Source organism: Nocardia niigatensis NBRC 100131, assembly GCF_000308655.1.
Classification (GTDB): domain Bacteria; phylum Actinomycetota; class Actinomycetes; order Mycobacteriales; family Mycobacteriaceae; genus Nocardia; species Nocardia niigatensis.
In genome coordinates, this window is sequence record NZ_BAGC01000004.1 from 1 (window position 1) to 20,783 (window position 20,783).

Annotated in this window: 22 protein-coding genes and 3 pseudogenes; 11 read left to right on the forward strand and 14 right to left on the reverse strand. The window is 66.7% G+C overall.

Features of this window, described 5'->3' with window-relative positions; all coding sequences use genetic code 11:
* The 3 genes and pseudogenes from ON33_RS42660 to ON33_RS02845 all read left to right on the forward strand — a co-directional run.
* Nucleotides 1-300 (forward strand): annotated as a pseudogene (locus tag ON33_RS42660) (hypothetical protein); the annotation flags it as partial.
* A gap of 1,255 nt (nt 301-1,555) precedes the next feature.
* Nucleotides 1,556-2,171 (forward strand): annotated as a pseudogene (locus ON33_RS44325) (LppY/LpqO family protein); the annotation flags it as partial.
* Between the two features lie 45 nt (nt 2,172-2,216).
* Nucleotides 2,217-2,585: a hypothetical protein gene (locus ON33_RS02845; RefSeq protein WP_040854650.1), complete on the forward strand. Its 369-nt coding sequence runs from the start codon at nt 2,217-2,219 to the stop codon at nt 2,583-2,585.
* A 204-nt stretch (nt 2,586-2,789) separates the two neighbouring features.
* Here ON33_RS02845 and ON33_RS43885 read toward each other — a convergent pair whose 3' ends face one another.
* The 4 genes from ON33_RS43885 to ON33_RS02860 all read right to left on the reverse strand — a co-directional run bounded on the left by ON33_RS43885 (nt 2,790) and on the right by ON33_RS02860 (nt 5,017).
* Complete coding sequence (locus ON33_RS43885) at nt 2,790-2,921, reverse strand: hypothetical protein (protein ID WP_281033182.1); 132 nt, start codon at nt 2,919-2,921, stop codon at nt 2,790-2,792.
* A gap of 140 nt (nt 2,922-3,061) precedes the next feature.
* A complete protein-coding gene (locus ON33_RS02850) occupies nt 3,062-3,523 on the reverse strand; it encodes a hypothetical protein (protein ID WP_040854651.1) in 462 nt (153 codons plus the stop codon).
* A gap of 283 nt (nt 3,524-3,806) precedes the next feature.
* Nucleotides 3,807-3,959 carry a hypothetical protein gene (locus ON33_RS40865; RefSeq protein WP_157184380.1) on the reverse strand — a complete coding sequence of 51 codons (153 nt, stop codon included), beginning with the start codon at nt 3,957-3,959 and terminating at the stop codon, nt 3,807-3,809.
* A gap of 779 nt (nt 3,960-4,738) precedes the next feature.
* Nucleotides 4,739-5,017, reverse strand: a complete 279-nt coding sequence (locus ON33_RS02860; protein ID WP_040854655.1) for a hypothetical protein — start codon at nt 5,015-5,017, stop codon at nt 4,739-4,741.
* A gap of 1,122 nt (nt 5,018-6,139) precedes the next feature.
* Between ON33_RS02860 and ON33_RS37870 the strand changes: the two genes are divergently transcribed.
* Both ON33_RS37870 and ON33_RS02875 read left to right on the forward strand, forming a co-directional pair.
* Nucleotides 6,140-8,920, forward strand: a complete 2,781-nt coding sequence (locus ON33_RS37870) for a serine/threonine-protein kinase (RefSeq protein WP_051151570.1) — start codon at nt 6,140-6,142, stop codon at nt 8,918-8,920.
* 722 nt (nt 8,921-9,642) lie between these two features.
* On the forward strand, nt 9,643-9,984 hold the full coding sequence (locus tag ON33_RS02875; protein WP_040854658.1) for a hypothetical protein: 342 nt from the start codon (nt 9,643-9,645) through the stop codon (nt 9,982-9,984).
* A gap of 574 nt (nt 9,985-10,558) precedes the next feature.
* Here the strand turns inward: ON33_RS02875 and ON33_RS02880 are convergent.
* Nucleotides 10,559-11,278, reverse strand: a complete 720-nt coding sequence (locus ON33_RS02880; RefSeq protein WP_051151571.1) for an alpha/beta fold hydrolase — start codon at nt 11,276-11,278, stop codon at nt 10,559-10,561.
* Nucleotides 11,279-11,534: 256 nt separating this feature from the next.
* On the opposite strand from ON33_RS02880, the gene ON33_RS02885 reads away from it, so the two are divergent.
* Together ON33_RS02885 and ON33_RS02890 are read left to right on the forward strand one after the other, a co-directional pair.
* Nucleotides 11,535-11,813 (forward strand): SHOCT domain-containing protein, encoded by a 279-nt coding sequence (locus ON33_RS02885; RefSeq protein ID WP_040854659.1) that lies wholly within the window; start codon nt 11,535-11,537, stop codon nt 11,811-11,813.
* On the forward strand, nt 11,814-13,310 hold the full coding sequence (locus tag ON33_RS02890) for a multicopper oxidase family protein (RefSeq protein ID WP_040854662.1): 1,497 nt from the start codon (nt 11,814-11,816) through the stop codon (nt 13,308-13,310).
* 162 nt (nt 13,311-13,472) lie between these two features.
* Here the strand turns inward: ON33_RS02890 and ON33_RS02895 are convergent, their stop codons facing one another.
* From ON33_RS02895 to ON33_RS37875, 6 genes are all read right to left on the reverse strand, one after another.
* A complete protein-coding gene (locus ON33_RS02895) occupies nt 13,473-13,883 on the reverse strand; it encodes an arsenate reductase ArsC (RefSeq protein ID WP_040854663.1) in 411 nt (136 codons plus the stop codon).
* A gap of 14 nt (nt 13,884-13,897) precedes the next feature.
* A complete protein-coding gene (locus ON33_RS02900) occupies nt 13,898-14,569 on the reverse strand; it encodes an arsenate reductase ArsC (RefSeq protein ID WP_040854665.1) in 672 nt (223 codons plus the stop codon).
* On the reverse strand, nt 14,566-15,003 hold the full coding sequence (locus ON33_RS02905; RefSeq protein ID WP_040854667.1) for an arsenate-mycothiol transferase ArsC: 438 nt from the start codon (nt 15,001-15,003) through the stop codon (nt 14,566-14,568). The genes ON33_RS02900 and ON33_RS02905 overlap by 4 nt, the downstream gene beginning before the upstream one ends.
* Complete coding sequence (gene arsB, locus ON33_RS02910) at nt 15,000-16,100, reverse strand: ACR3 family arsenite efflux transporter (RefSeq protein WP_040854669.1); 1,101 nt, start codon at nt 16,098-16,100, stop codon at nt 15,000-15,002. The genes ON33_RS02905 and arsB overlap by 4 nt, the downstream gene beginning before the upstream one ends.
* Entirely contained in the window at nt 16,097-16,474 is a 378-nt protein-coding gene (locus ON33_RS02915) for an ArsR/SmtB family transcription factor (RefSeq protein ID WP_040854672.1), read from the reverse strand. Before ON33_RS02915 ends, arsB begins: the two co-directional genes overlap by 4 nt.
* 106 nt (nt 16,475-16,580) lie before the next feature.
* Entirely contained in the window at nt 16,581-17,039 is a 459-nt protein-coding gene (locus tag ON33_RS37875) for an OsmC family protein (protein ID WP_051151572.1), read from the reverse strand.
* 148 nt (nt 17,040-17,187) lie between these two features.
* On the opposite strand from ON33_RS37875, the gene ON33_RS02925 reads away from it, so the two are divergent.
* From ON33_RS02925 to ON33_RS40870, 4 genes are all read left to right on the forward strand, one after another.
* The gene (locus tag ON33_RS02925) at nt 17,188-17,613 is read left to right on the forward strand and encodes a carboxymuconolactone decarboxylase family protein (protein ID WP_063710931.1); all 426 of its coding nucleotides are present in this window, start codon (nt 17,188-17,190) and stop codon (nt 17,611-17,613) included.
* Nucleotides 17,546-17,749 (forward strand): ferredoxin, encoded by a 204-nt coding sequence (locus tag ON33_RS39270; protein ID WP_083868545.1) that lies wholly within the window; start codon nt 17,546-17,548, stop codon nt 17,747-17,749. Before ON33_RS02925 ends, ON33_RS39270 begins: the two co-directional genes overlap by 68 nt.
* A 266-nt stretch (nt 17,750-18,015) precedes the next feature.
* A complete protein-coding gene (locus ON33_RS02930; protein WP_063710932.1) occupies nt 18,016-19,440 on the forward strand; it encodes a bifunctional phosphatase PAP2/diacylglycerol kinase family protein in 1,425 nt (474 codons plus the stop codon).
* A gap of 33 nt (nt 19,441-19,473) precedes the next feature.
* Nucleotides 19,474-19,635: a hypothetical protein gene (locus ON33_RS40870; protein ID WP_157184381.1), complete on the forward strand. Its 162-nt coding sequence runs from the start codon at nt 19,474-19,476 to the stop codon at nt 19,633-19,635.
* A gap of 77 nt (nt 19,636-19,712) precedes the next feature.
* Here ON33_RS40870 and ON33_RS02935 read toward each other — a convergent pair.
* The 3 genes and pseudogenes from ON33_RS02935 to ON33_RS44335 form a co-directional block, all read right to left on the reverse strand.
* Nucleotides 19,713-20,072: pseudogene (locus ON33_RS02935) on the reverse strand (ArsI/CadI family heavy metal resistance metalloenzyme); the annotation flags it as partial.
* Nucleotides 20,073-20,381: 309 nt separating this feature from the next.
* Nucleotides 20,382-20,489: a DUF6193 family natural product biosynthesis protein gene (locus ON33_RS44330; protein ID WP_373281012.1), complete on the reverse strand. Its 108-nt coding sequence runs from the start codon at nt 20,487-20,489 to the stop codon at nt 20,382-20,384.
* Between the two features lie 41 nt (nt 20,490-20,530).
* Complete coding sequence (locus tag ON33_RS44335; RefSeq protein WP_051151573.1) at nt 20,531-20,710, reverse strand: DUF6193 family natural product biosynthesis protein; 180 nt, start codon at nt 20,708-20,710, stop codon at nt 20,531-20,533.
* Between the last annotated feature and the right edge of the window lie 73 nt (nt 20,711-20,783).

Consider the following 20,783-nt stretch of genomic DNA (forward strand, 5'->3'; position numbering starts at 1 on the left):
GGCACCGCAACCATCGAAATGACGGGCCCGCTCGCTGCCGCTGTCGACCTATTCCTGCAAGCCAACCGCCTCGACGGCCCCACGGCCCTGGTCGGCGACGACAACGCCAGCCGCCTACACCTGGTGGCCGGCCTCGACCGCACCCGACTGGCGGCTCGCTCCCTCGAAACGGCCGGCGTGCGCATCCATACCGGCGCCCACAGCATCGACATTCCCCAGCCGGGCCGCAACGATGGTGGCTCCTGGAAGGGGTCCCGGACTGGTGAATTGGGGTGCCGGAATAGCCAGCCGCAAAGGTAGGGCGGCCACCGGATGCTCGCCGGTCACGAACCCTGACCTCCAGCACGCCGATCGACCCTCATCGGCAGCTGAGCCAAGCACCAACTACCCGAGGCCGCATCCTGAACGCGAAAACCGTGCTCTACCAGGGAAGCTACGTCATATCCGCCCGATTTTCGGCTGATACTACGGCGACCCCATCTCGCATCAGATGCGAGCGATGGGACGGCATGATCGACCATCGCCCCTTGCCGACGTATTCGGGTCGAGTCCGTAAGCTGTTGCAAACCAGCTGATTACAGCGTATGCGCCCGCATTTTCAGCGAAAGCTCTCGCCATCGCTGCTGGTCAGGCCATTGACGTTGTTTTTCGCGCCGTTTCCACCGGGACCCCAGGCCCTCAGCCGCCGAGCACGCCCCGCCGCTTGAACACCTCAGAACTGATCGAGATCAGCGGTGGTGATGGCGCGCTCGGCTGGCCAACGGCCGCATTGCCGTTCACCCACTACGGCGTATGGACGTGGTCGATGTCCTGGGTGATGGAGGCAGCAGGGTCGGCGGGAAGGTAGAAGTTCCAGCTAACGGCAACATGGGGACCGTTGGCAGGATTCGGCGCCGGACAGAAACCGTTATCAGCGCGGCCGTTCCAGAACAATGACAAACAGCGTATGCAGAAGCACCAATTGTCTTGCGCGACTGTAACAGACGAAGGAAATTCCAGTGACATGAGAGCCTCCAAAGATGCGGATGAAACAGGTACGGGCCAAGCTTTCCGAGCCCCGGCACCTACCGCACGCGTACTCGGCTACCCGAATGTCAGCAGTGAACCCGCTTGTGATACTCGCGGTGTGCCGCGATGGCCTCTTTGCGGAACCATTTTCGCCCGGCCGCGCTGTCACCAGCCGGACACCTTCTGGGTTCGATACCCCATCGACAGGCCTGGATTCGTGCGCGGCGATGCTCGAAGGCGCGGCCTTCGGGATGAAGTAGACAATCCCTGGAACCGACATCGGCTCTAGCCGCATGGCGCGCGGCGTCGTGGATCGGAAACGATCATCTCCTGAACATTCGGGTGTCGTGTGGGGTACACCCCAGAACCACCCTCCGACGTGTGCCGAAAAGTGTGACTCGCGGCGGTAGATGGCGGTGTTGTCGCACCCTCAGGTGGTGCCGGCGCCCGGAACCTGGTGCGCCGCAGAACGTCCGCAATTGCCCATTTCAGAGTGTTGGGATGTGCGCTCGGAACCTGGTGTCGGCCGCCGAAAAACTGGGAGCATGTTACCGAGGCCGAACTACCGAAGCTCACCGACGCGTTGCAGGCCAACGGTATTGCGCAGACCGCGCTGCACAAGCACCTGCTCGAGCAATCCCCGCAGATCTGGTGGACCCACATCGAAGCCATGGGCGACCCGTCGAAACTCGCCCAGGGCCTGAGGGCGGCCCTCGACACCACCACCATCTCGCCCGCCGCCGCACCGCCGGCCCAGCAGCCGCCAGTCGACATCGACACCGCGGGAGTCGATGCGGCCCTGGGCCGCAAAGGCACCGCGGACGGTGGACTGTTCAAATACAACCTCGCGCGCGGACACCATCAGCGAGAATGGGCATGTCCTGCCGCCGACCTTCGGTGTCACGACGGTGATCAACTTCCAGCCCGTCGGTGATGGCAAGGCCGCCATCAACGGCGACTTCGCCCTGACCGCCACCGAAGTCAGCAAGGTCATCGAAGCGCTGCGCAAGGGCGGCATCGACGTCGTCGAGGTCCACAACCACATGCTCAACGACGACCCGCACCTGTTCTTCCTGCACTATTGGGCCGTCAACGACGCGGTCACCCTGGCCGAGGCACTGCGCCCGGCCCTCGACGCGACCAACCTCGCACCCGCGAAATGAGCCGGGCCCGAACCGATTCCGTCCACGTCGTGAAATGAGAGAACCGTGACGACCTCGGCCGCCGGACCCGTCTTCGGCCACGCACACATCCTGTTGACCGCGGCGATCACGGCCGTCATCACCGCCGGGTTCGCCGCGTGGCGATTGGGCCGCGACGGGTGGATCGACGTCGCGGGCACCGGCCTCGTGGCCGGTGCCGCGGTCTGGCTGTGGCGCGTCAGCGCGAACATGCCGCAGCTCAACGACGATGGGCTACCGGGATTCTCGGCCAACGACTGGCTCGCCCCGGTCCTGACCTATATGTTCGTCTCGCTGTACGCGGCCCTGCGCCCGCCCACCGACCGACACCGATTCGAACAGACCCGTGCCCTCGCGTTCCTGACCAGCCTGGCGGTCAACGTCATCACGATCTGACTCCACCGCCATCAGGCTCACTGCCGGGGGTGGTGGCGAGCCCCGACCTCCGGCAACCTGGTGTACAGCCCGCGCCGATGGTCCCCCGGCCAATACGCCCTATTCTGCCGCATACCGCGCTGACCGAACCGGCCAGCGCGACCCTCTGACTGCAGGGCGCTGGGCGGTCGCCCCGTGGTGACTGCCGCAGTCGTGGGGTGTGGATCAGTGCCCCGAGTCCGGTGCTTCGTGCTTGTCGAGGGCGTGTTGCAGGGTGGCGTTGAGGGCCTGGGCCTCGGCGAGCTGACACGTCGGGTTCGTGCAGGCGTCGCGGATCATCACCAACCTCCCCTCCATGGCGACAGTGAACCCAGCATGGCTGGGTCAGCCGACAGGTTTCGTGGAATCGGAGGTCTTACCGGCACCCCGACCACCGGTCAGCGCTGAGCATTCTCCGCAGCTGTGGCAGAACACCCCGATGAGACGACATCGTGCCCTTAAGAGCTGCCGGCGTTGAGCAGCCGATCTATCTGGCTGCAGCCGATGAGCTGGGGTTGCGGGGTGGCCGGTGTGGATCCGGCAGGTGCGGGCTGGATGTCCAGTGTGATCGTCATCGTGTTCTTGCCGTCATTGGCCGTGAGGACGTGGTGGCCGGCCGTCGACGGGATCCAGTCCACACCCGCGACCGGGGCGAGAGGAATCTCCGGATTGCCGTTCGAGACATGGCTTCCGATGCACTGGCCGTTGTCGTAGAAGCTCACGAAGTCCCCCCCGTACATGGTCGTTGCGCTGAGACCGTAATTGGTTCCGACGTAATAGGTTTGACCAGCAGGGTAGATCTTGAACGCGATAATGTCGGCCGATGCGACGGGTGCGCCGGCCGTGATGACGGCTACCGTCGCGGCCAGTCCGGTCAAACCCCAGCTGATTCGGCGGCCGGGGCGGGAATGTGTGGTCATCGTTCTCCTGATTGAGGTTCCCGAGGGTCGAGGAACGCTACCGCCAGGAACGACTGAAACGTGGCGATTTCAGTATTGTGGTCTGCCCCGACTTTCAGGGGGTGGCCGCCACGGGGCCAGCCGAAATTCACAGGCGCGCTGGACAGTCGGCGAGGGCCTCGTCCCCTGGCTGATCAACCTGCCAGTCGGCACGGGCGAGGTCATCCACGTTCCGGAACCCCGAATCACCCAGAGGTGCAGACCGTGAGCCGGCCAGTGCCGCAAATGTAATGGCCACAACTGTTCAGCTGCGGGTTGTTTCGGAGTCGGACACCTCGGCTCCGGTGCGCAGCATGGTGGTGACGACATCGTGAGCGATGGCGAATTGAGCGTGCGGCACGCCGGCGAGGGCCCGGGTGGTCTCCTCGGCCAGGATCGAGTCCGCCCGGCCCGCCAACGCCCGACCGGCGGGTGTCAGTTCGACGAGATTGTCGCGGCGCGACGCCGAGGAGACGGTGATCGTCAGGTAGCCCGCGGAAGCGGCCGCGTCGAGTTGCCTGCTGACTGTTGCCTTGGTGGTGGCAAGCGCGTCGGCAATTGAACGTCACCAGCGCCGATTACGTAGTCGCCATGGGACAGTCACTCTTCCTGCCTGCCGCAGTCCTCATCGTCGGACTCCTCGCCGCCACGCTCCTCGAGCGCGAACCCAGCCGATTCCACGAGTGGAACGTCACCTTCTCACTAGAACGTGTACTCGTGGCAAGAAACGCAAAGCTCGCACTGTAGCCTGCTCATCGAGCTGATCGACCGCCGCACGAACATGCGGACCGCGGCGAACCCGAACTCGCACTGGCTGTTTCCCGGTCGCCGCGCCGGACAGCCGCTGCGACCCGAAACCCTCGGCCAGCAGGCCGCCAACTGGTCCTGCAAGCGCCCGTCCCAGTGGTCGCCGACGCCTTCGGCATCCACTACATCGCCGCCCACCGGCACGTCTCCCAAGCCGGAGGCACCTGGAACCGCTACGCACCAGGCAATCACACCCGGTGACTATTGCTCACCATTCCACTCCGAATACCGACTACCTGAATACCGATCCCTGCCAGTCCGGGACCCCGTTTGGGAGCACCGATTCGGGTAGCGCCCGGGCAGATCACCGCATCTTCCCGGGAACCTGCAGCGATCGAGGACGCGCCGGTTCAAATGAGTAGCTGGCGCGTTCGACTCAGTCTTGTGCACTCAGCAGGTCGTCTGGAACGGGAAGCACGGCTGTGGCGGGGTGGTCGGCTGTGCGGGTGCGACGGTCGAGGTGACCACGGTCGTGTTGGCCGGCGTGGCGGCCGATCCCATGTGGGTGAGGGTCAGCACGATCAGGAGCAGGGCCACACCACCGGCGATCACCGCGAATGCCCACAGGATCGGGATGGGTGAGGCACTGCGATAGCCGTGGACATACAGGGACGTGTAGCGCCCCCGTCTGGGTGCGCGTCGGTCGGTGAAGCGGCCGTACCCGCTCACATAATCCCCGCCTGTCCTGCCCCGCCGAGAATGCCGCCGCACAGCCTCAAACCCCATGAGCGGCAGTATGACCCCAAGCCCCGACAGGATCAGCCGGTCAGCTAGACGTTCCGAGAGACCTGCCCAGTTGGAGTACCCCAGCACCGCAACCGCGACCGGGGCGGGATCTGTCAGATTGAAGCCGGGTTTCCGAATGTCCGGGGGCCGCAACACGTGTTTGTCAGGTCTGTTGTGCCCAGGCTGACGAAGATTTCTGCGGGGCACTCACACCCGGTACCGTAATCAACGAACCCGCCCCCCCTTCGGGGCAGGCTCCCACATCTGCTGCGGTCACGGACCCGCCCGGCCTCCGAGGGATCGACCGCGCGGCGGTCAGCCGGTTAGCTTCGTTGGATCTTCGGTAATCCAGTCCGGGACCCCCGGATGTCTGCTCGATTTCCGCCCTCGTGGGGCTGCGGCTCAGATTCCCAAGCTGCCTGTGTGGGTGGAGCTGCCAACCCCGCAACCGCTGATGGTGGGTTTCGGGATCGGAGCGCCGCTCGCGGCGGGTTGGACGGTGACAGTCATGGCCCGAACACTCGGGCCATATATGACCTGCAGGGTATGGACGCCAGCGGAAGTCGGCGTCCACATCGTCCAATCGAGGATATGATCCCGCCAAATCCCATGTCCTCGCCGATGCACTGCCCGTTGTCATAGAAATACACGGAGTGGGGGGACCCAGACCCAGGCACAGACACGGAGTAGTCCGGGGCGAAGTCCAGCTCGTAACTCGTCCCCACCTGCAACTGCGCAGGATTGCCTTTGATCGTGAAGCTCGAGTCGGCCGACGCGGGGACCGCCGCCAGGCTCACCACTGCGCTCGCGGCCACCAAAGCCTTTGCGGCCCAGCCGATTCGCCCCAAACACGGTTCGTCGCCATGTGTCCCTCCCGGTCGTTCACCCCACGCCTGCGCGAGGACAGGCGAACGCTAACGCCCCCCAACTATGAAGTGTTTGCTTCTCACAATTTGTGACAGTGGATCGGCGTTGGCGGGCGCACGTGGTGTGATGATGGCCGGAATGTATTGTGCCGCTTGAGGGCAGGGCGGGCTGCGCCTGCCGGGTGAGGGAAAGGTTCCGGTGGAGGGGACGCAGTTCGGCCGGTACCAGTTGCAGCAGCTGCTCGGTGAGGGCGGTATGGGGCAGGTGTACCGGGCCTACGACACTCGGACCGATCGGGTGGTGGCAGTCAAGGTGCTGCACGCGCATGTCGCGGCGGATCCGGTGTTCCGGGAACGGTTCCGCCGGGAAGCCAAAGCCGCTGCGGCGCTGGGTGACCCGCATGTGGTACCGATCTTCGATTACGGCGACATCGACGGCCACCTGTTCATCTGCATGCAGTACCTCGACGGCCAGGGAGTCGATGCGCTGCTGGCGCGATCGGGTCCGATGCCGATCGCGCATGCGGTATCGGTGCTAACGCAGGCGGCGGACGCTCTGCAGGCCGCGCATGCGGCAGGTTTGGTGCACCGGGATGTGAAACCGTCGAACCTGTTCATCACCGCGACCGGGTTCGTGTATCTGATCGATTTCGGGATCGCCCGCGCGGCCGGGGAAACCGGTTTGACCAGTGTCGGTTCGACGATCGGCACTTTCGCCTACATGGCGCCCGAACGGTTCGCCACAGGTATCGCCGATGCACGCGCGGATGTGTATGCGCTGGCGTGTGTGCTGTTCGAACTGTTGACCGGTCGTCCTCCGTTCCGTGCGGTCGGTATCGAACAGCAGATCGCCGCGCATCTGACCCAGCCGCCTCCCCGGCCCAGCCTCCTGCGGCCCGAGGTCGGGACCGGTATCGACGCGGTGATCGCCCGCGGGATGGCCAAGGACCCCGACCAGCGGTATCAGACAGCCGGCGACCTCGCCACAGCCGCCTCGGCTGCGGTGAGCAGCGGATCTTATTCCCCGACGGTCGATTCCTCGACGGTCGCTACCCGCGCCCGCATCACGGCCGGTGCGCAGGGACGATCCGAACCCGTACCGGAGACACCCGAGTCACCGTCCGCACCACCGATGCCCGTGCATCCGCTCTCCCCGTTCATGGCTCCGCCATCCACGCCGCCGGGTGCCGGGTATCCGTTCGTGGCTCCCCAAGCATCGTCCAGCGAGCTCTCTGTATCGCATGTGATCGATGCGCCCACCATCAGCAGAATGAATCGCGCCATTGCGCTGGCGAAGTGGCGCTCACCGCGGAGCTGGGCCCTCATGGCCACCATTCCCCTGATCTTGATGGCCCGCAGGATCATAGGGATGATCGCCGGTGCGGCGGAGAATGGCCCAATCTATGTCCTCGTCGCCTACTTCGGCGTGCTCGCCGCGGTGATCGTCTGCGGTGGGCTCGCCACCGGCATACAGATGCTGCGCCGCGACAAGCGCATTGCCATCTACGCGCCCGAGGGCTCCGTCGTCGCTGCCCGGTACCATCAGGACTCCCTGGACCTACATCTGGCCGATGGGGTGACCACCATCCCGTACGCCGAGATCACCGAGTTGTTCACCCTGGCGGGCGCCAAGTGGATACGGCAGCGAGGCAAACACGCGAGAGCCCTACCACAGGAACTAGTGCCGCCCGCCGCGCTGCTATTGATCGGGCGCGCGCGCAGATCGACCGATCTGGCAAAACCGATCGGTGTGGGCCTCCCGGATCCACCGAATAGCCCCCAACCCGCGTGGGGGCCCGCGACCCATATGCCTGTGCACCCGCAGTTCGACGGGTCTGCGAGCGTCACAGGCATGGCCGCACCAGTGCGGCGACGACGGGGTCAAGGCAAGCGCGTCGCGGGCGTCGTCGGTGTCGTAGTTCTCGGTGTCGCTGCGGTCATCGCAGTCACCCGACCGGCAATCCTGCATCTGAACACGCCCACCGCACCGGCGCTCGCCGAGCGAGCTGCGATTCGTGTCGGTGGACGACCGGAGGCCGTCGCCGGCACGGACGGATTGACGGCCTATGTGGTCACCGACTCGGCTGGGTTGTGGGTCATCGACCTCGCCTCCAAGTCGACCGTCGCGAATGTGCCGATCCCCGGTGGCTACGGCGAGGACGTGGCCACCGATCCCCGGACCAACACTATCTATGTCGCGGTCGGCAATGACGACAACACCGGTTCTGTTCTGGTTCTAAAGTCCAACGGGGTCGGCGCACCGGCGATAGTGAATACCATTCACCTGACCCGCTGGGCACACAGGCTCGCGCTCGATCCGGAAACGCACACGCTGTACGTGGCGACCGGGAGCACGGGGACTCAAGGACCGCCAGTCACGATGGTGGATACAACGACCAATGCCGTCACCGGCACAGTCGACGGGCTCGACTCCGACAGCTTCGCAGGCGAATTCGCGATCGACCCGGTGTCACACGCGGTCTACACGATGACTGAAGCCGGGAAGAAGGACACGTTCACGACAATCGACGGGTCGACTCATCGGGTGACTGCACAGCTCACGCTGCCCAGCGGGAACAACATCAGCATGGCCATAGATCCGGCCACCGGCCACGGGTACGTCGGCCACTGCGACGACTACGACCACAAGACCTGCAGCGTGAAGACCATCGACCTGCGCACCGACAGCTTCATCGGGGACGCCTTCACCGGCACCGGCCAGTCTCACCTCGCAGTAGATTCCGCCACCCATACGCTATACGCCGACAACCAGGAAGGCCGATCGCTCCAAATGATCAACACTCGGTCGGGAGCACCGATCAACACGATCAAGTTCCATGCACCGACGTGGTCGACGAGGGGCATCTCTCCGCTGGACGACATGGACAGCTTCCCTGGCCCGATCGCACTCGATGACAGCCACACCGTCTACATTCTGGACTTCAGCAGCGGCGGGAACCTGCTACGCGTCCTCGGCTAAGCAGTTGACCTTCATAGCCACCTCGTCAACTACACCGCACCGCCTGGTCCTGGCACATCCAGGAAGCATGCGTCGTCGACACCATCCGGCTGCAACCAGCCGAAGCCGCCAACCTCATCGCTGCTGAATCCGAACATGCCACATCCCATGCGGCGAACCGGAGCCAGTACGTCGAAACAGGACAGGCCAACCTCGGTCAAGATCTACCGCAACAAGTACCTGGTCGGCTGGACGCAGGGGATCTGCACCGCCTCGGATGGCAGCTGCGGCGGCATGTAACACCCGGGCCCTGATTCTCTGTGGGCCTTCTGCCGAACGCCTTCTGCCGAATCGGCAGAAGGACCCCGTCGACCGGCCTACCCTACAGCGGCAACATCATCGAAACCGGCACCGACTCTTACCGTCTCGCCCGCCATCTGACGGCATGACGTGATCATGCACGTACATCCGGATGGCGCATCTGTTAATTCACGCGGACGTGACTGTGCACCAATGCATTTCGGCTCGGATATGAGAGATGAATGTCGGTGGCTCCACCTACCCTGGAATGCGCAGGGTAGGTGGAAGGCGCTGCGAGCAAAGGGGATTCCGGGATGGCCATTCGCTGTAAACGTCTTGTCCGTCTGCTTGCCGCTGCTGCGGCCGGCACTGTGATGCTCTCGGTGTGATGCGCGGTCGACTCGCCGAAAGCGCAGGCGGACCGTGAGCACAAGGCGGCCACCGTGCCGGTGTTCAAGCTGCACATGATGAAGGACCTGTGGTCGCGGGCCAACAGCGACCGGAACAACGGCACCGGCCGGAAGGTCGACAAGCCCAAGAGCCTGACCGAGGACCCGGCAACGGGCATGGCGACGATCGAGTTGACCGGCGCGCAGATGGTGGACTATCTGGAGATCCTGGACTACAACGCGCACGGCGGCGAGAGCGCGCACGACGCGCCCCTGGCCGGTGGCGTCTACGACGCGATCGTTCCCGTCGTGGACAAAATTCAGGCCGCGCCGGCACCGGAAATCACCATCAACGCCGCGATCAACCCCTCGACCTCGTCCACGACCGTGAAGTAGCGGCACGCGCGCCACGCTCCGGGAACCGCCGGTGTGGTCGTGACCGATCGGGCCGAGCACCCGCGTGCTTGGCCGCGGTCCGGTCTGCGACCTGGCGGGCGCCGTCGGCCGCACCAAAGTCGCCGAGCGGCGGGAACCCAATTCCCGGGCGCGCGGGCGAGCCTGCGGGCATGTTCTGCTCGGGTGGGTGTGGGTGGCTCGGCGGTGGGATGCATGATGGCGTGCCGCCACGATTCGAGCCGACTCGGCTCCGGCCAGTGCACCACCAGCCCCTCGGAACCGCTGGTGATGATGGGCGCCGTATGCCGCTTTCCGGGCCGGCGAGCGGGCCCGTCGGGGTCCCGGTAGTAATCGCGCGGAACACAACGCGGCTGGACCGGCAGCGATGGCGTTGTGACCGGTTCAGGCTGCAAGCCGGAGCGGTAGGTGCTCGGCTTGCCTGCCGATGAGGTCGGCTTGCCTGCCGATGAGGTTGGTGGAGGTCGGGTTTCGTGGCGACGCAGGTGTTCGCGAACGAGGAGTTGGCGCGGCTGCGGGAGCTTCCAGAGATCAGCCGCGAGGGATCAGCGGCGGCTCATCGGGACCCCGCAGCGGGTCCGTTCGAGCTGTTGACCTCGCGGAGGAAAGCGTCGATGGCCGCCGCTACGGCATCGGGTGCTTCGAGGGACGGGAAATGGCTGCGGGCCCGCAGGCGCTGTACCCGGAACCACGGATGGGTGACGGCGTAGTCGCGCTGGGCGGCGAGGAAGTCCTCGTCGGCCGGTTGTGCGTACAGATGCAGCGTGGGGCAGCCGAGGGGTTCCAGGGCTGCCAGCGGGGTGTGGTGGGCCGCGAACTCGGCGGCGATCTCGCGCCCGGCGCGAGCCCACATGGCGGCGTCGTAGCCGGCCATCACATCGACGTAGCCGAGGACGTCCGGGTTGTCGACACCCTTGGTCCACAGCGCGACCAGGCTGTCGCGGACCTCCTGCCATCGGTCCGGATCCCGCAAGCCCGCGAGGGCGTCGCCGAAGCCCGGCGGGGTGCCGAGCACCATCCAGTCCAGTAGGACGATCGCGGGGACGCGCTCGGGGCCGAGGCGGCGGCGCAGCTCGATCGCGACCCATCCGGCATGAGCGGCGGCGAGCGGTACCACGCGCGTGATCCCGGCTCGCTCGATCACGTCCGCGGCGTCGGCGACGAGTTCGGCGGTGCCGAAATCGTCTGCACCAGAAATTGTTTCGCCGTGTCCACGCCAGTCGATCGCGAGCGTAGTCCGGTGCCGTGCGGTGCGGGCGCGCAGGCCGTCGAACATGTCCGGTCGCTGGGCAAGTATTCGCGTCCGTCCGCGGAGGCTCTGGTCCGGTGGCAGGCCCTGACCGACCCGGCCGCCCGGCGGCGGCAAGGCGTGACGGGCGTTGTAGTGACAGGGAAACGGGGGCCGAACCGACCAGGCCGCCCGCACGGACATGCCCCCGGGAGTATTGTGAGATGCGGAAACCGGGTGCCGCCGTGCGCATACCGGCCGCGGCGTGAACCCTGTGCATTCGTGCGGAGGAGGGCCTGCGGTGATGCCCTACGAGAACTGCGGCTGGGGCGGTGGCGGCTGGGGCGTGTGGTTGTTCGCCGCGCTGATGCTGCTCGGCCTGGCCCTTGTCGTGCTGGTCGCGATCCGGCTGCTCACCCGCCCCGGGCCCGGCGGTCATATCGCGCCGTGGGCCGGACCACCGCCCGGCGGCCCGGGCGGGTCCGGTCGCGCTCACGCGATCCTGGAGGAGCGCTACGCCCGTGGGGAGATCGACGCCGAGGAGTACCGCGAGCGTCGGCGCACCCTCGACGGCGACGGTTAGATGCAGCCGATCAGCCGCCGCCGGGCTCTGCAACTGGGCGGGCTGGGAGCGGCCGCCACCGTCGCCGGCGGGTTGGGGCTGGCCTGGCAGAGCGGCCGCGGCAGCGGCCCGGGCGCTGTCGCCTCGGGTGCGGCGTGGTCGGAGCCGGTGGTGATCTCCAGTGCCGGCGGGGGACTCGGCGTCGATCTGCAGGCACGGCCGGGACGCGTTGGGCTGGCCGGTGCCGAGGCCACCGTATTCGCGTTCAACGGCACCGTGCCCGGCCCCACGCTGCGGGTGCGGCCGGGGGACCGGTTGCGGGTGCGGTTGCGTAACCGGTTGCCGCAGCCGACGAACCTGCACACCCACGGCATGCTCGTCTCACCGGCCGGCAACGCCGACAATCCTTTTCTGCGGATCGACCCGGGCGCCGATTTCGACTACGAATACCTGCTGCCCGCCACCCACCCGCCCGGGGTGTACTGGTACCACCCGCACCATCACGGGCTGGTTGCCGACCAGATCTTCGCGGGACTCTACGGGGCCGTGATCGTCGAGGACGCCGACCCGATCCCGGTCACCGCCGAACGGGTCATGGTGATCTCCGATGTGACCCTCGACCGCGCCGGGAGGGTGGCCGCCGCGTCGATGATGGACCGGATTCTGGGCCGCGAAGGCTCGCTGATACTGGTCAACGGCCAGCTGCGGCCCAGGATCACGACCGTGCCCGGCGCCCGGGAGCGGTGGCGGATCGTCAACGCTTGCGTCAGCCGGTCTCTGCGGCTGCGACTGGACGGCCAGACCCTGCACCTGCTCGGCATCGATTCGGGCCGCTACCGCGACCCGCACCCGGTCCAGGAGATCACCCTGCCCGCCGGTAACCGCGCCGACATGCTGGTCACCACCACGGCCGGGTCGGCGCAACTGCGAGCCCTGCCCGTGGACCGAGGCACCACGAACATGATGGGCATGATGGGACGCGACGGGATGGACATGATGGGCGGACCGGCCTCCCCATCGCCGGGCCCGGCCACCCTGGCCGACCTCGACGTGACCGGGACATCCGCCCCACCGGCGGCCCCGGTGCCATCGCAGGCACTCGCACGGGATCTGCGCAACGAACCGGTCGCTGCCACCCGCACGTTCACCTTCAACACGGGAATGGGAATGGGGATGAGGAGCGGGATGGGCGGGATGCGGTTCACCATCGACGGGCGCGAGTACGATCCCGCCCGCACCGACCACATTGTGAGGCTCGGCACCGTCGAGGAATGGACGCTCGTCAACGACTCCCCGATGGACCATTCGATGCACCTGCACGTGTGGCCGATGCAACTGATCTCCACCCCGGAATCGACGAACCCTCCACCCGACCGCCAGGACGTGGTCGATCTGCCCGCCCGCAGCCGGGTCACCGTCCGCGTCGGGTTCGACGCGCAGCCCGGACGCACCGTCTACCACTGCCACACTCTCGACCACGAGGACAACGGCATGATGGGCGTCATCGAAGCACGATGACCCAGCCAGGGAACGGGGAATCCCGAACAAGTGTGTCGCGCACCCGCAGCGGCCGATACCCGGTCGGTCCGATCGAGGTCGATATCGACGCACCGGGCCCCGCCAGATACCGTCCCTGCTCGTGCGCGACATCCTGTTCTGACTGCGGGCTTGCGGGTGGGGTCAGCGGTGGGCGGGCAGCAGTTCGGCGATGAGCTCTTCGACGAGTGTGCGGATCTGGTCGCGGATCGGGCGCACCGCGTCCACGCCTTTGCCGGCGGGGTCGTCGAGTTTCCAGTCCCGATATTCCACGCCCGGGAAGTAGGGGCAGTTGTCGCCGCAGCCCATGGTGATCACCACATCGGAGGTCGCCACGGTGTCAGGGGTGAGGATTTTCGGGGTCTGGGCGGTGATGTCGATACCGGCCTCGGCCATCGCTTCGACGGCGGCGGGGTTGATCGTCTCGGCGGGTGCGGTCCCGGCGGAGCGGACTTCGATGACGTCACCGGCGAGGTGGGAAAGGAAGCCTTGGGCCATTTGGGAGCGTCCGGCGTTATGGACGCAGACGAACAGCACGCTGGGTTTGGTGGTCATGGGTGCGGGGCCTTTCACGCGGTGGGGATGTCGAGTTCGGCCAGCAGGGTGCGGACGCGGGTTTCGATCTGGTCGCGGATGCCGCGCACGATGTCGAGGGGCTGGTTGTCGGGGTCGGGCAAATCCCAGTTCTCGTAGCGGCGGCCGGGGTAGATGGGGCAGGCGTCACCGCAGCCCATGGTGATGATGACGTCGGCGGCGCGCAGGATTTCCTCGGTCCAGGGCTTGGGGTATTCGCGAGCGATGTCGATGCCGAGCTCGGCCATGGCCGAGATCGCGGCGGGGTTGATTTCGTCACCGGGTTCGGAGCCACCGGACCAGGCGACGGCGGCGTCGCCGGCGAGGTGGGTGAAGTGGCCCAGCGCCATTTGGGAGCGGCCGGCGTTGTGGGTGCACAGGAACAGCACGGTGGGTTTGCCGGACACGGCTTTTCCTTCGACCTTGGCCAGGGCTTGCAGACGCTGGCGGGCGAACCGTTCGGCCAGCAGCGGCAGGAAGTTCAACACTGTGGCACGGGAGGCGAATTGGTCGTAGCTCGAGTGCAGGAACTTCTCGATGGTCTCCACGGCGAAGGTGTCGGCGAACTCGTCCTGCAGGCGCGCGGCGGCGGTCTCGAGGGCGAGTTGCTGATCGATGGTGTGGTTGGCATGTACCTGTGTGGGCAGGGCGGTGGGGTGGTCGGTCATCGGGTTCTCCGGGGATCGGCGAGTGGAGGTGCGAGTTCGGAGTGCAGGGCGGCGACGCGGGTGGTGAGGTCGTCGCGGATCAGGCGCATCCGCTCGATGCCGTCGATGCCGCGTTCGGAGGGTTCGTCGGTGTCCCACACCAGCATTCGTGGCCCGGGTGGCGGGTCGAGGCGGGCCTGGCGTCCGATGACCACGATCGCGTCCACGCGTGCGGCGAGGGCGGGATCGATGGGTTTGGGGTGCTCGTCACCGACATCGATGCCGGCCTCGGTCAGTGTCTGCACCGACAGCGCGTTCAGGGCCTGGCCGGGGTGGGTGCCGGCCGAATACACCCGCACGTCGTTCCCGGCCCGGTGGCGCATCAGCGCGGCCGCCATCTGCGACTTGCCGCTGTTGTTGACGCACACGAACAACACCGACGGTGTCGCGGTCACCGCCCCACCCTTGTTGTGGTGCCGGTGTCGGTGGGGGTGAAGCGGGTGCGCAGAGCCAGGGAGACATAGACCAGGCCGACGAGGACGGGCACTTCGATCAGCGGGCCGACGACTCCGGCGAGGGCTTGGCCGGAGCTCGCGCCGTAGGTGGCGATCGCGACGGCGATGGCGAGTTCGAAATTGTTGCCCGCCGCGGTGAAGGCGAGGGTGGTGGTGCGTTCGTAGCCGAGGCCGACCAGGCGGCCGTAGAGGTACCCGCCGCCCCACATGATCGCGAAATACGCCAGCAGCGGGACCGCGATCCGTACCACGTCGACGGGGTGGGAGGTGATCTGGCGGCCTTGGAGGGCGAACAGGATCACGATCGTGAACAGCAGCCCGTACAGCGCCCACGGCCCGATCCGGGGAATCAGCTTCGATTCGTACCAGTCACGGCCGCGGGCTTTCTCACCCAGGCGGCGGGTCAGGAACCCTGCCACGAGGGGGATGCCGAGGAAGATGAGCACCGATTTGGCGATCTGCCACGGGGAGGTGTGGATGGTGGTCTGTTCCAGGCCGAGCCATCCGGGCAGTACCGACAGGTAGAACCAGCCCAGTACCGCGAACATCACGACCTGGAAGATCGAGTTCAGCGCGACCAGCACGGCGGCGGCTTCGCGGTCGCCGCAGGCGAGGTCGTTCCAGATGATCACCATGGCGATGCACCGGGCGAGTCCGACGATGATCAGACCGGTCCGGTACTCGGGCAGGTCCGCCAGCAGCAACCAGGCCAGAGCGAACATCAGCGCGGGACCCACGACCCAGTTCAGGATCAGTGACCCGACCAGCAGCCGCCGGTCGCCGGTGACGGTGTCGAGGCGGTCGTAGCGCACCTTGGCCAGCACCGGGTACATCATGATCAGCAGCCCGAGCGCGATCGGCAGCGAGATCCCGTCGATCTCCACCGCACTGAGCGCATCCCCAAGTCCGGGGATCATCCGGCCCAACAGCAGGCCCGCGACCATGGCTGCGCCGATCCATACCGGCAGGAACCGATCCAGCGTGGACAGCTTGCCGACGACGGCCGCGGGGCCGGGATCGGTGTCGGTGGCGCTCACGCGGTCACCGCCAATCCGGCCTGGTCGGCCAACAGCTGCGAAAGTCGTTGCAGTGCTTCGGGAACGACCCGGTAGTACACCCAGGAAGCGCGGCGTTCGCTGGTCAGCAGCCCCGCCTCGCGCAGCACCTTGAGGTGGTGGGAGATGGTCGGCTGGGTGACGTCGATGCCTTCGGAGACCTCGCACACGCACGTCTCGCCACCGGCGCGCGCGGCCACCGCCGAGAGCACCCGCAACCGCACCGGATCGGCGAGGGCCTTGAACATCACGGACAGCTCGCCCGCCTGCGCCGCGGTCAACGGCGGGCGGGCCGGTGGCGTGGCTTCACAGCCCGGGGCGCTCACCCCGTCCAACGACAACTCCGAGTTCGACATGCATCGATATTGACAACGGTCGATACTGTGGCGCAAGCGAACAACCAGTGAACAAACTCACCGCTGCCGACTCGGCCGATCGCCGCTGACGCCGAGTTCGGCAGGGTCAGGGGGTGGTCGGCACGGCGGTGATGGTGCCGTGGACCTCGCAGGCGGCCGCGAGGGTGTTGTAGACGGTGCCGTGGGTGGTCAGGTTGCGGTGCAGCAGGTCCAGGCGCCGCTGTGGTTCGTCGGTGACCAGCCGCATTTCCCAGGCGAACTCGGTGAACTTCGGCGGGGCGTCCTGGCGTCGGGCGCTCACCTGCACCTCGGCGCGTTCGTAATCGAACGACAGCAGGTCCTGTGCGCGGGCCAGGTTCTTCAACAGGCACGCCGCCAGCGCCGCCGCCAGCAGGTGCGCCGGCCCCGGCAGCCCCGACGGCGCGGTCCCCCAGCCGGCGTCCAGGGCGATCGTCTCACTGCCGGCATGCGCCGCAGCCGGGCCGGACCCGGCGCTCGAGGAGGCGGTGACGGTGTAGGTCGTCGGCGCGGCCGACGCGGTGGTGCTGGTCTCGGCGGTTCCCATTACCCAAGCCTGTCGCGTGGTGACCGCTCCGGCCAGGGCCCGACGTCACCGGGCACGGGTTGCTTTCGGCCGTGTCGCCCCGCTCGGGCTCGCGCGCGGCCATACGATCGCGGCATCCGACGAGCCACCGCAGGGAAGGGACCTCGCCATGGTGAGCAAGGACTATCCGGAGATCATCCGGCATCTGCGTGAGGTCATGAAACGGCTCGGCCGCGAAATGCCCGCGGTCATGCGGTCTTTCGGCGGCCTGCACACCGCCGGCACCGGCACGGGGGCGCTGGCGGGCGCGACCAAGGAACTGATGGCGCTGGCGATCGGGATCGCGGTGCACTGTGACGGCTGCATCGCCTACCACGTCCACGACGCCCTCGCCGCGGGTGCCACCCACGCCGAGGTCGTCGAAACCATCGGCGTGGCGGTCATGATGGGCGGTGGCCCCTCGGTGGTCTACGGCTGCGAAGCCCTCGAAGCGCTCGAACAATTCGAAACCCGCCGTCGCCGGCCCATTGGGGACGCGACAGCATCCCGAGGTCACCTGCACCGGCCGCGGACTCTGCGCCGAACTGCTCCCTGAGCTGATCGACCTGGACGAATGGGGTTACCCCATCATCGAAGACCGGACCATCCCCAGCCATCTGCGTACCCATGCCCGGCGAGCCGTCACCGCCTGCCCCCTCCAAGCCCTCCACACTGTGAAACCGCCGACATGAAAAGCCCACGCACACAACATCTATCCAGCTCAGTGGTGAGGCGGGGCATCACCCTCCGGCGCCGCAGGTTCCTCCGGCCGCACCGACGGTAGCCGGAAGCCGGGACCAAGGATGCTGTCAGCGAAGACACAAGCCCCTGCCAGTTCCCGTCATCGCGGTCCTATCGTCGTTCGTATCCGAAAACAGCCGGGCCGGGCGGCCACTCGAATCACAACCACGAACTCCAGGAACGAATTCCGGTGACACGGCGAGAAAACCTGATCACGATGACCGACCAGTGGCTGCTGAATCATGTTTCGTCACAGCGATCCTGGATACTCGACCGTGTCCTGCCGACACTCGGGCATGCAGCTGATTACGGACGGTTGTGGTTCGTCACGGCCGGGGCCATGAGCGCGACCGGCGACCGCCGTGCGCGCCGAGCCGCGCTACGTGGGGCACTGTCGGTGCCGGTCGCCAGCGCAATAGCGAATCTGTTGGGCAAGCGGGTTTTTCGCCGTGCCCGGCCTGCCGGCGCGGGTATTCCACCTATCCGCCGCGTGGTGCGGCAACCGGTCACCACTGGATTCCCTTCCGGGCACGCGGCGTCAGCGGCGGCATTCGCGACGGCGGTGGCTTTCGAAGCGCCTACATCGCTGGCGGTTCCGGTCGCAGTCGTTGCGAGCGCCGTCGCGATGTCACGAGTCGTGGCCGGAGTGCACTACCCATCCGATGTCCTTGCCGGGGCCGGCCTCGGCATCGCGGCCGCATGGCTGACACGCTTGTGGTGGCCCAATCATCCACTTCACCCTGCCACGGCAGCACCCGCGCGGGCCCGAGTTCCCGCCACGACCACCGGGCATGGCGTGGTAGTCGTCGTCAACACCGGTGCAGGCACCGCCGGTCAGCAACTGCGCCATCGCATCAGTGCCACACTGCCCGACGCCGAGCTCCGCGTCGTCGGCCCTGACGACCTCGATGCCGCGCTGAAAGACGCCGCTGCGCGTGCATCAGTCGTAGCGGTCGCCGGCGGAGACGGCACCGTGAACACCGCTGCCCGTCACCTTGCCGATACCGGTATCCCGTTGCTGGTGATTCCCGCCGGAACCCTGAACCACTTCGCCCATGAACTCGGCGTACACACCCTCGACGACGCCGTGACGGCCCTGCACAGCGGCAATGCCGTAAGGGTGGACGTCGCGCGCATCGACGACCGAATCTTCCTCAATACCTGCGGAATCGGCCTCTACGCCGGTCTGGTCGCGTTTCGCTCCCGTTGGGAACGCCTGTTCGGCAAATGGCCGACCCTGGCAGCCGGTCTGATACACGTCGTTCGACACGGTGACCCACAGCCGGTGCTGATCGACGGTCACCCACGTCTGGTGTGGATGATCTTCATCGGCAACGGCCGCTACTATCCACCGGGCTTCGCCCCCGCCTACCGGACCCGCCTCGACGACAACCATCTCGACGTCCGAATCATCGACGCCACAACCCCATTCGCCGCCACGCTGATGGTCCTGGCCATGCTCACCCGCACTGTACGCTGGTGCCCCGCCTACCAGCGAAATGCACCACGCAAGCTCGTCATCGCAGGCCCCACCGACCACCCTCTGCCGCTGTCGCTCGACGGGGAGTCCGGCCGAACGGCCCGACCGGTCGAGATCCGCATCGAACCAGCCAGTCTGCTCGTCTATCGCCCACGGCAGTGAACGCCCCGCCGGAACCTGAGGGTCAGAACCTCATTGGAAGGCCGCGCCACCGCCGAACTCGGCCGGATCCACCGCGTCACCACCCACACCGACCGCTACGCGGTCATCCCCGCACTCGCCGGGGAACCCGTCGGCATCCCCGCGCTGACCGCACTCACCCACACCGCGACCGGACCGCGATCTTCGCCCGCCTGACACTACGCAGAACCACACCGCACAACAGAGCCCGGCAGGCGCGACCACCCGACACGGTCGCGCCCGGCCCGGTGGCCTCAGCCGCAGCAGCCGGCGCCCGAGGCGACCGCCGCCTCCTTCGCGGCCGATCCGCAGCACGCGTCCTCGGCGGCGGCCTCCTCGGCGGTGCCGCAGCACACGGCCACCGCCTCCGCCTCGCCTGAGGTGGCGGCGAGTTCGGATGCGGTGCCGAAGGTTTCACTGTCGGCCAGCACCGTGGACACCTCCCATCGCTCGGCATCGGGCGCGCTCACCCACACCTTGTCCTGGGTGGCGAAACAACACGTGGTCGCGATCTGCTCCTCGGTGAACAACCCCGCCGCCGACAATCGCGCGATCTCGGCGTGCACCTGCTCGGAGGACTCGACCTCGACCCCGAGATGATTGACACTGCCGCCGTCGACATATGTCAATAAGGTCCGTAATCGCCCCGATCACGCGGCCGTCGTCCTCGATCGCGGCTCAGCGGTCACAAGATGTCCGATCGTGCAGGCGAGCTCGAACCACGACCTATCCCACCCCTTATCGACGACCGGATCCGGAAGGCGCACCGTGCCAACCGAATCCAGCCGCAATATCCTCATCCACCACGGCGCCCGCCGCCTTCAAGTGAGAACTCCACGGTCCTGGGGAGCCAAAGGAGTCACCGCGCCGAACCTGAACGACATAAGTAGGGGAGCCAATAGCGGACGTTTCCAGGAACCGATCTATGGGAGGTTCTCGGCGGTCCCATCGATCGCAGACCCACACCCCGCCGGCAGGTGCGAGGCGATCAACGCAACCGCTTCTGCGGCAGTCTCACCGACCCCGATTATTCTTGGCCCACCGGCATATTGGGTGTGCGCCGGACTTCGTACTACCCGGTGCCGTCAGGGGCGACGCAGGGGGCATCCAGTGAAAACGGGTATCGGGTGCACCTGCTCAGGTGCAGGACCGTGACACTTGTGAACGGAAACAGCACCCGCAGCTGCGGGTGCGCGTAGACGGCCTCGACCAGACCGTGGTCCAGGAACCATGGTTTCGGATGAGATCCCATTGAGCCGCAACCGAGTTGCCTTCATCCGAAGGCTCGGCGGATGAGTGTGCGCTGCCCGAAACCACGAACGTGA

Excerpts from the sequence above, each read along its gene's own strand:
- ON33_RS02895 (WP_040854663.1), bottom strand. The coding sequence starts at position 13,883 with ATGACCACCAAACCCAGCGTGCTGTTCGTCTGCGTCCATAACGCCGGA.
- ON33_RS37875 (WP_051151572.1), bottom strand. The coding sequence starts at position 17,039 with ATGGGAACCGCCGAGACCAGCACCACCGCGTCGGCCGCGCCGACGACC.
- ON33_RS02890 (WP_040854662.1), top strand. The coding sequence starts at position 11,814 with ATGCAGCCGATCAGCCGCCGCCGGGCTCTGCAACTGGGCGGGCTGGGA.
- ON33_RS02930 (WP_063710932.1), top strand. The coding sequence starts at position 18,016 with ATGACCGACCAGTGGCTGCTGAATCATGTTTCGTCACAGCGATCCTGG.
- ON33_RS02880 (WP_051151571.1), bottom strand. The coding sequence starts at position 11,278 with ATGTTCGACGGCCTGCGCGCCCGCACCGCACGGCACCGGACTACGCTC.
- ON33_RS02915 (WP_040854672.1), bottom strand. The coding sequence starts at position 16,474 with ATGTCGAACTCGGAGTTGTCGTTGGACGGGGTGAGCGCCCCGGGCTGT.
- ON33_RS43885 (WP_281033182.1), bottom strand. The coding sequence starts at position 2,921 with ATGGAGGGGAGGTTGGTGATGATCCGCGACGCCTGCACGAACCCGACG.
- ON33_RS02900 (WP_040854665.1), bottom strand. The coding sequence starts at position 14,569 with ATGACCGACCACCCCACCGCCCTGCCCACACAGGTACATGCCAACCAC.
- ON33_RS02850 (WP_040854651.1), bottom strand. The coding sequence starts at position 3,523 with ATGACCACACATTCCCGCCCCGGCCGCCGAATCAGCTGGGGTTTGACC.
- ON33_RS02925 (WP_063710931.1), top strand. The coding sequence starts at position 17,188 with ATGGTGAGCAAGGACTATCCGGAGATCATCCGGCATCTGCGTGAGGTC.
- ON33_RS44335 (WP_051151573.1), bottom strand. The coding sequence starts at position 20,710 with ATGGGATCTCATCCGAAACCATGGTTCCTGGACCACGGTCTGGTCGAG.
- ON33_RS02885 (WP_040854659.1), top strand. The coding sequence starts at position 11,535 with ATGCCCTACGAGAACTGCGGCTGGGGCGGTGGCGGCTGGGGCGTGTGG.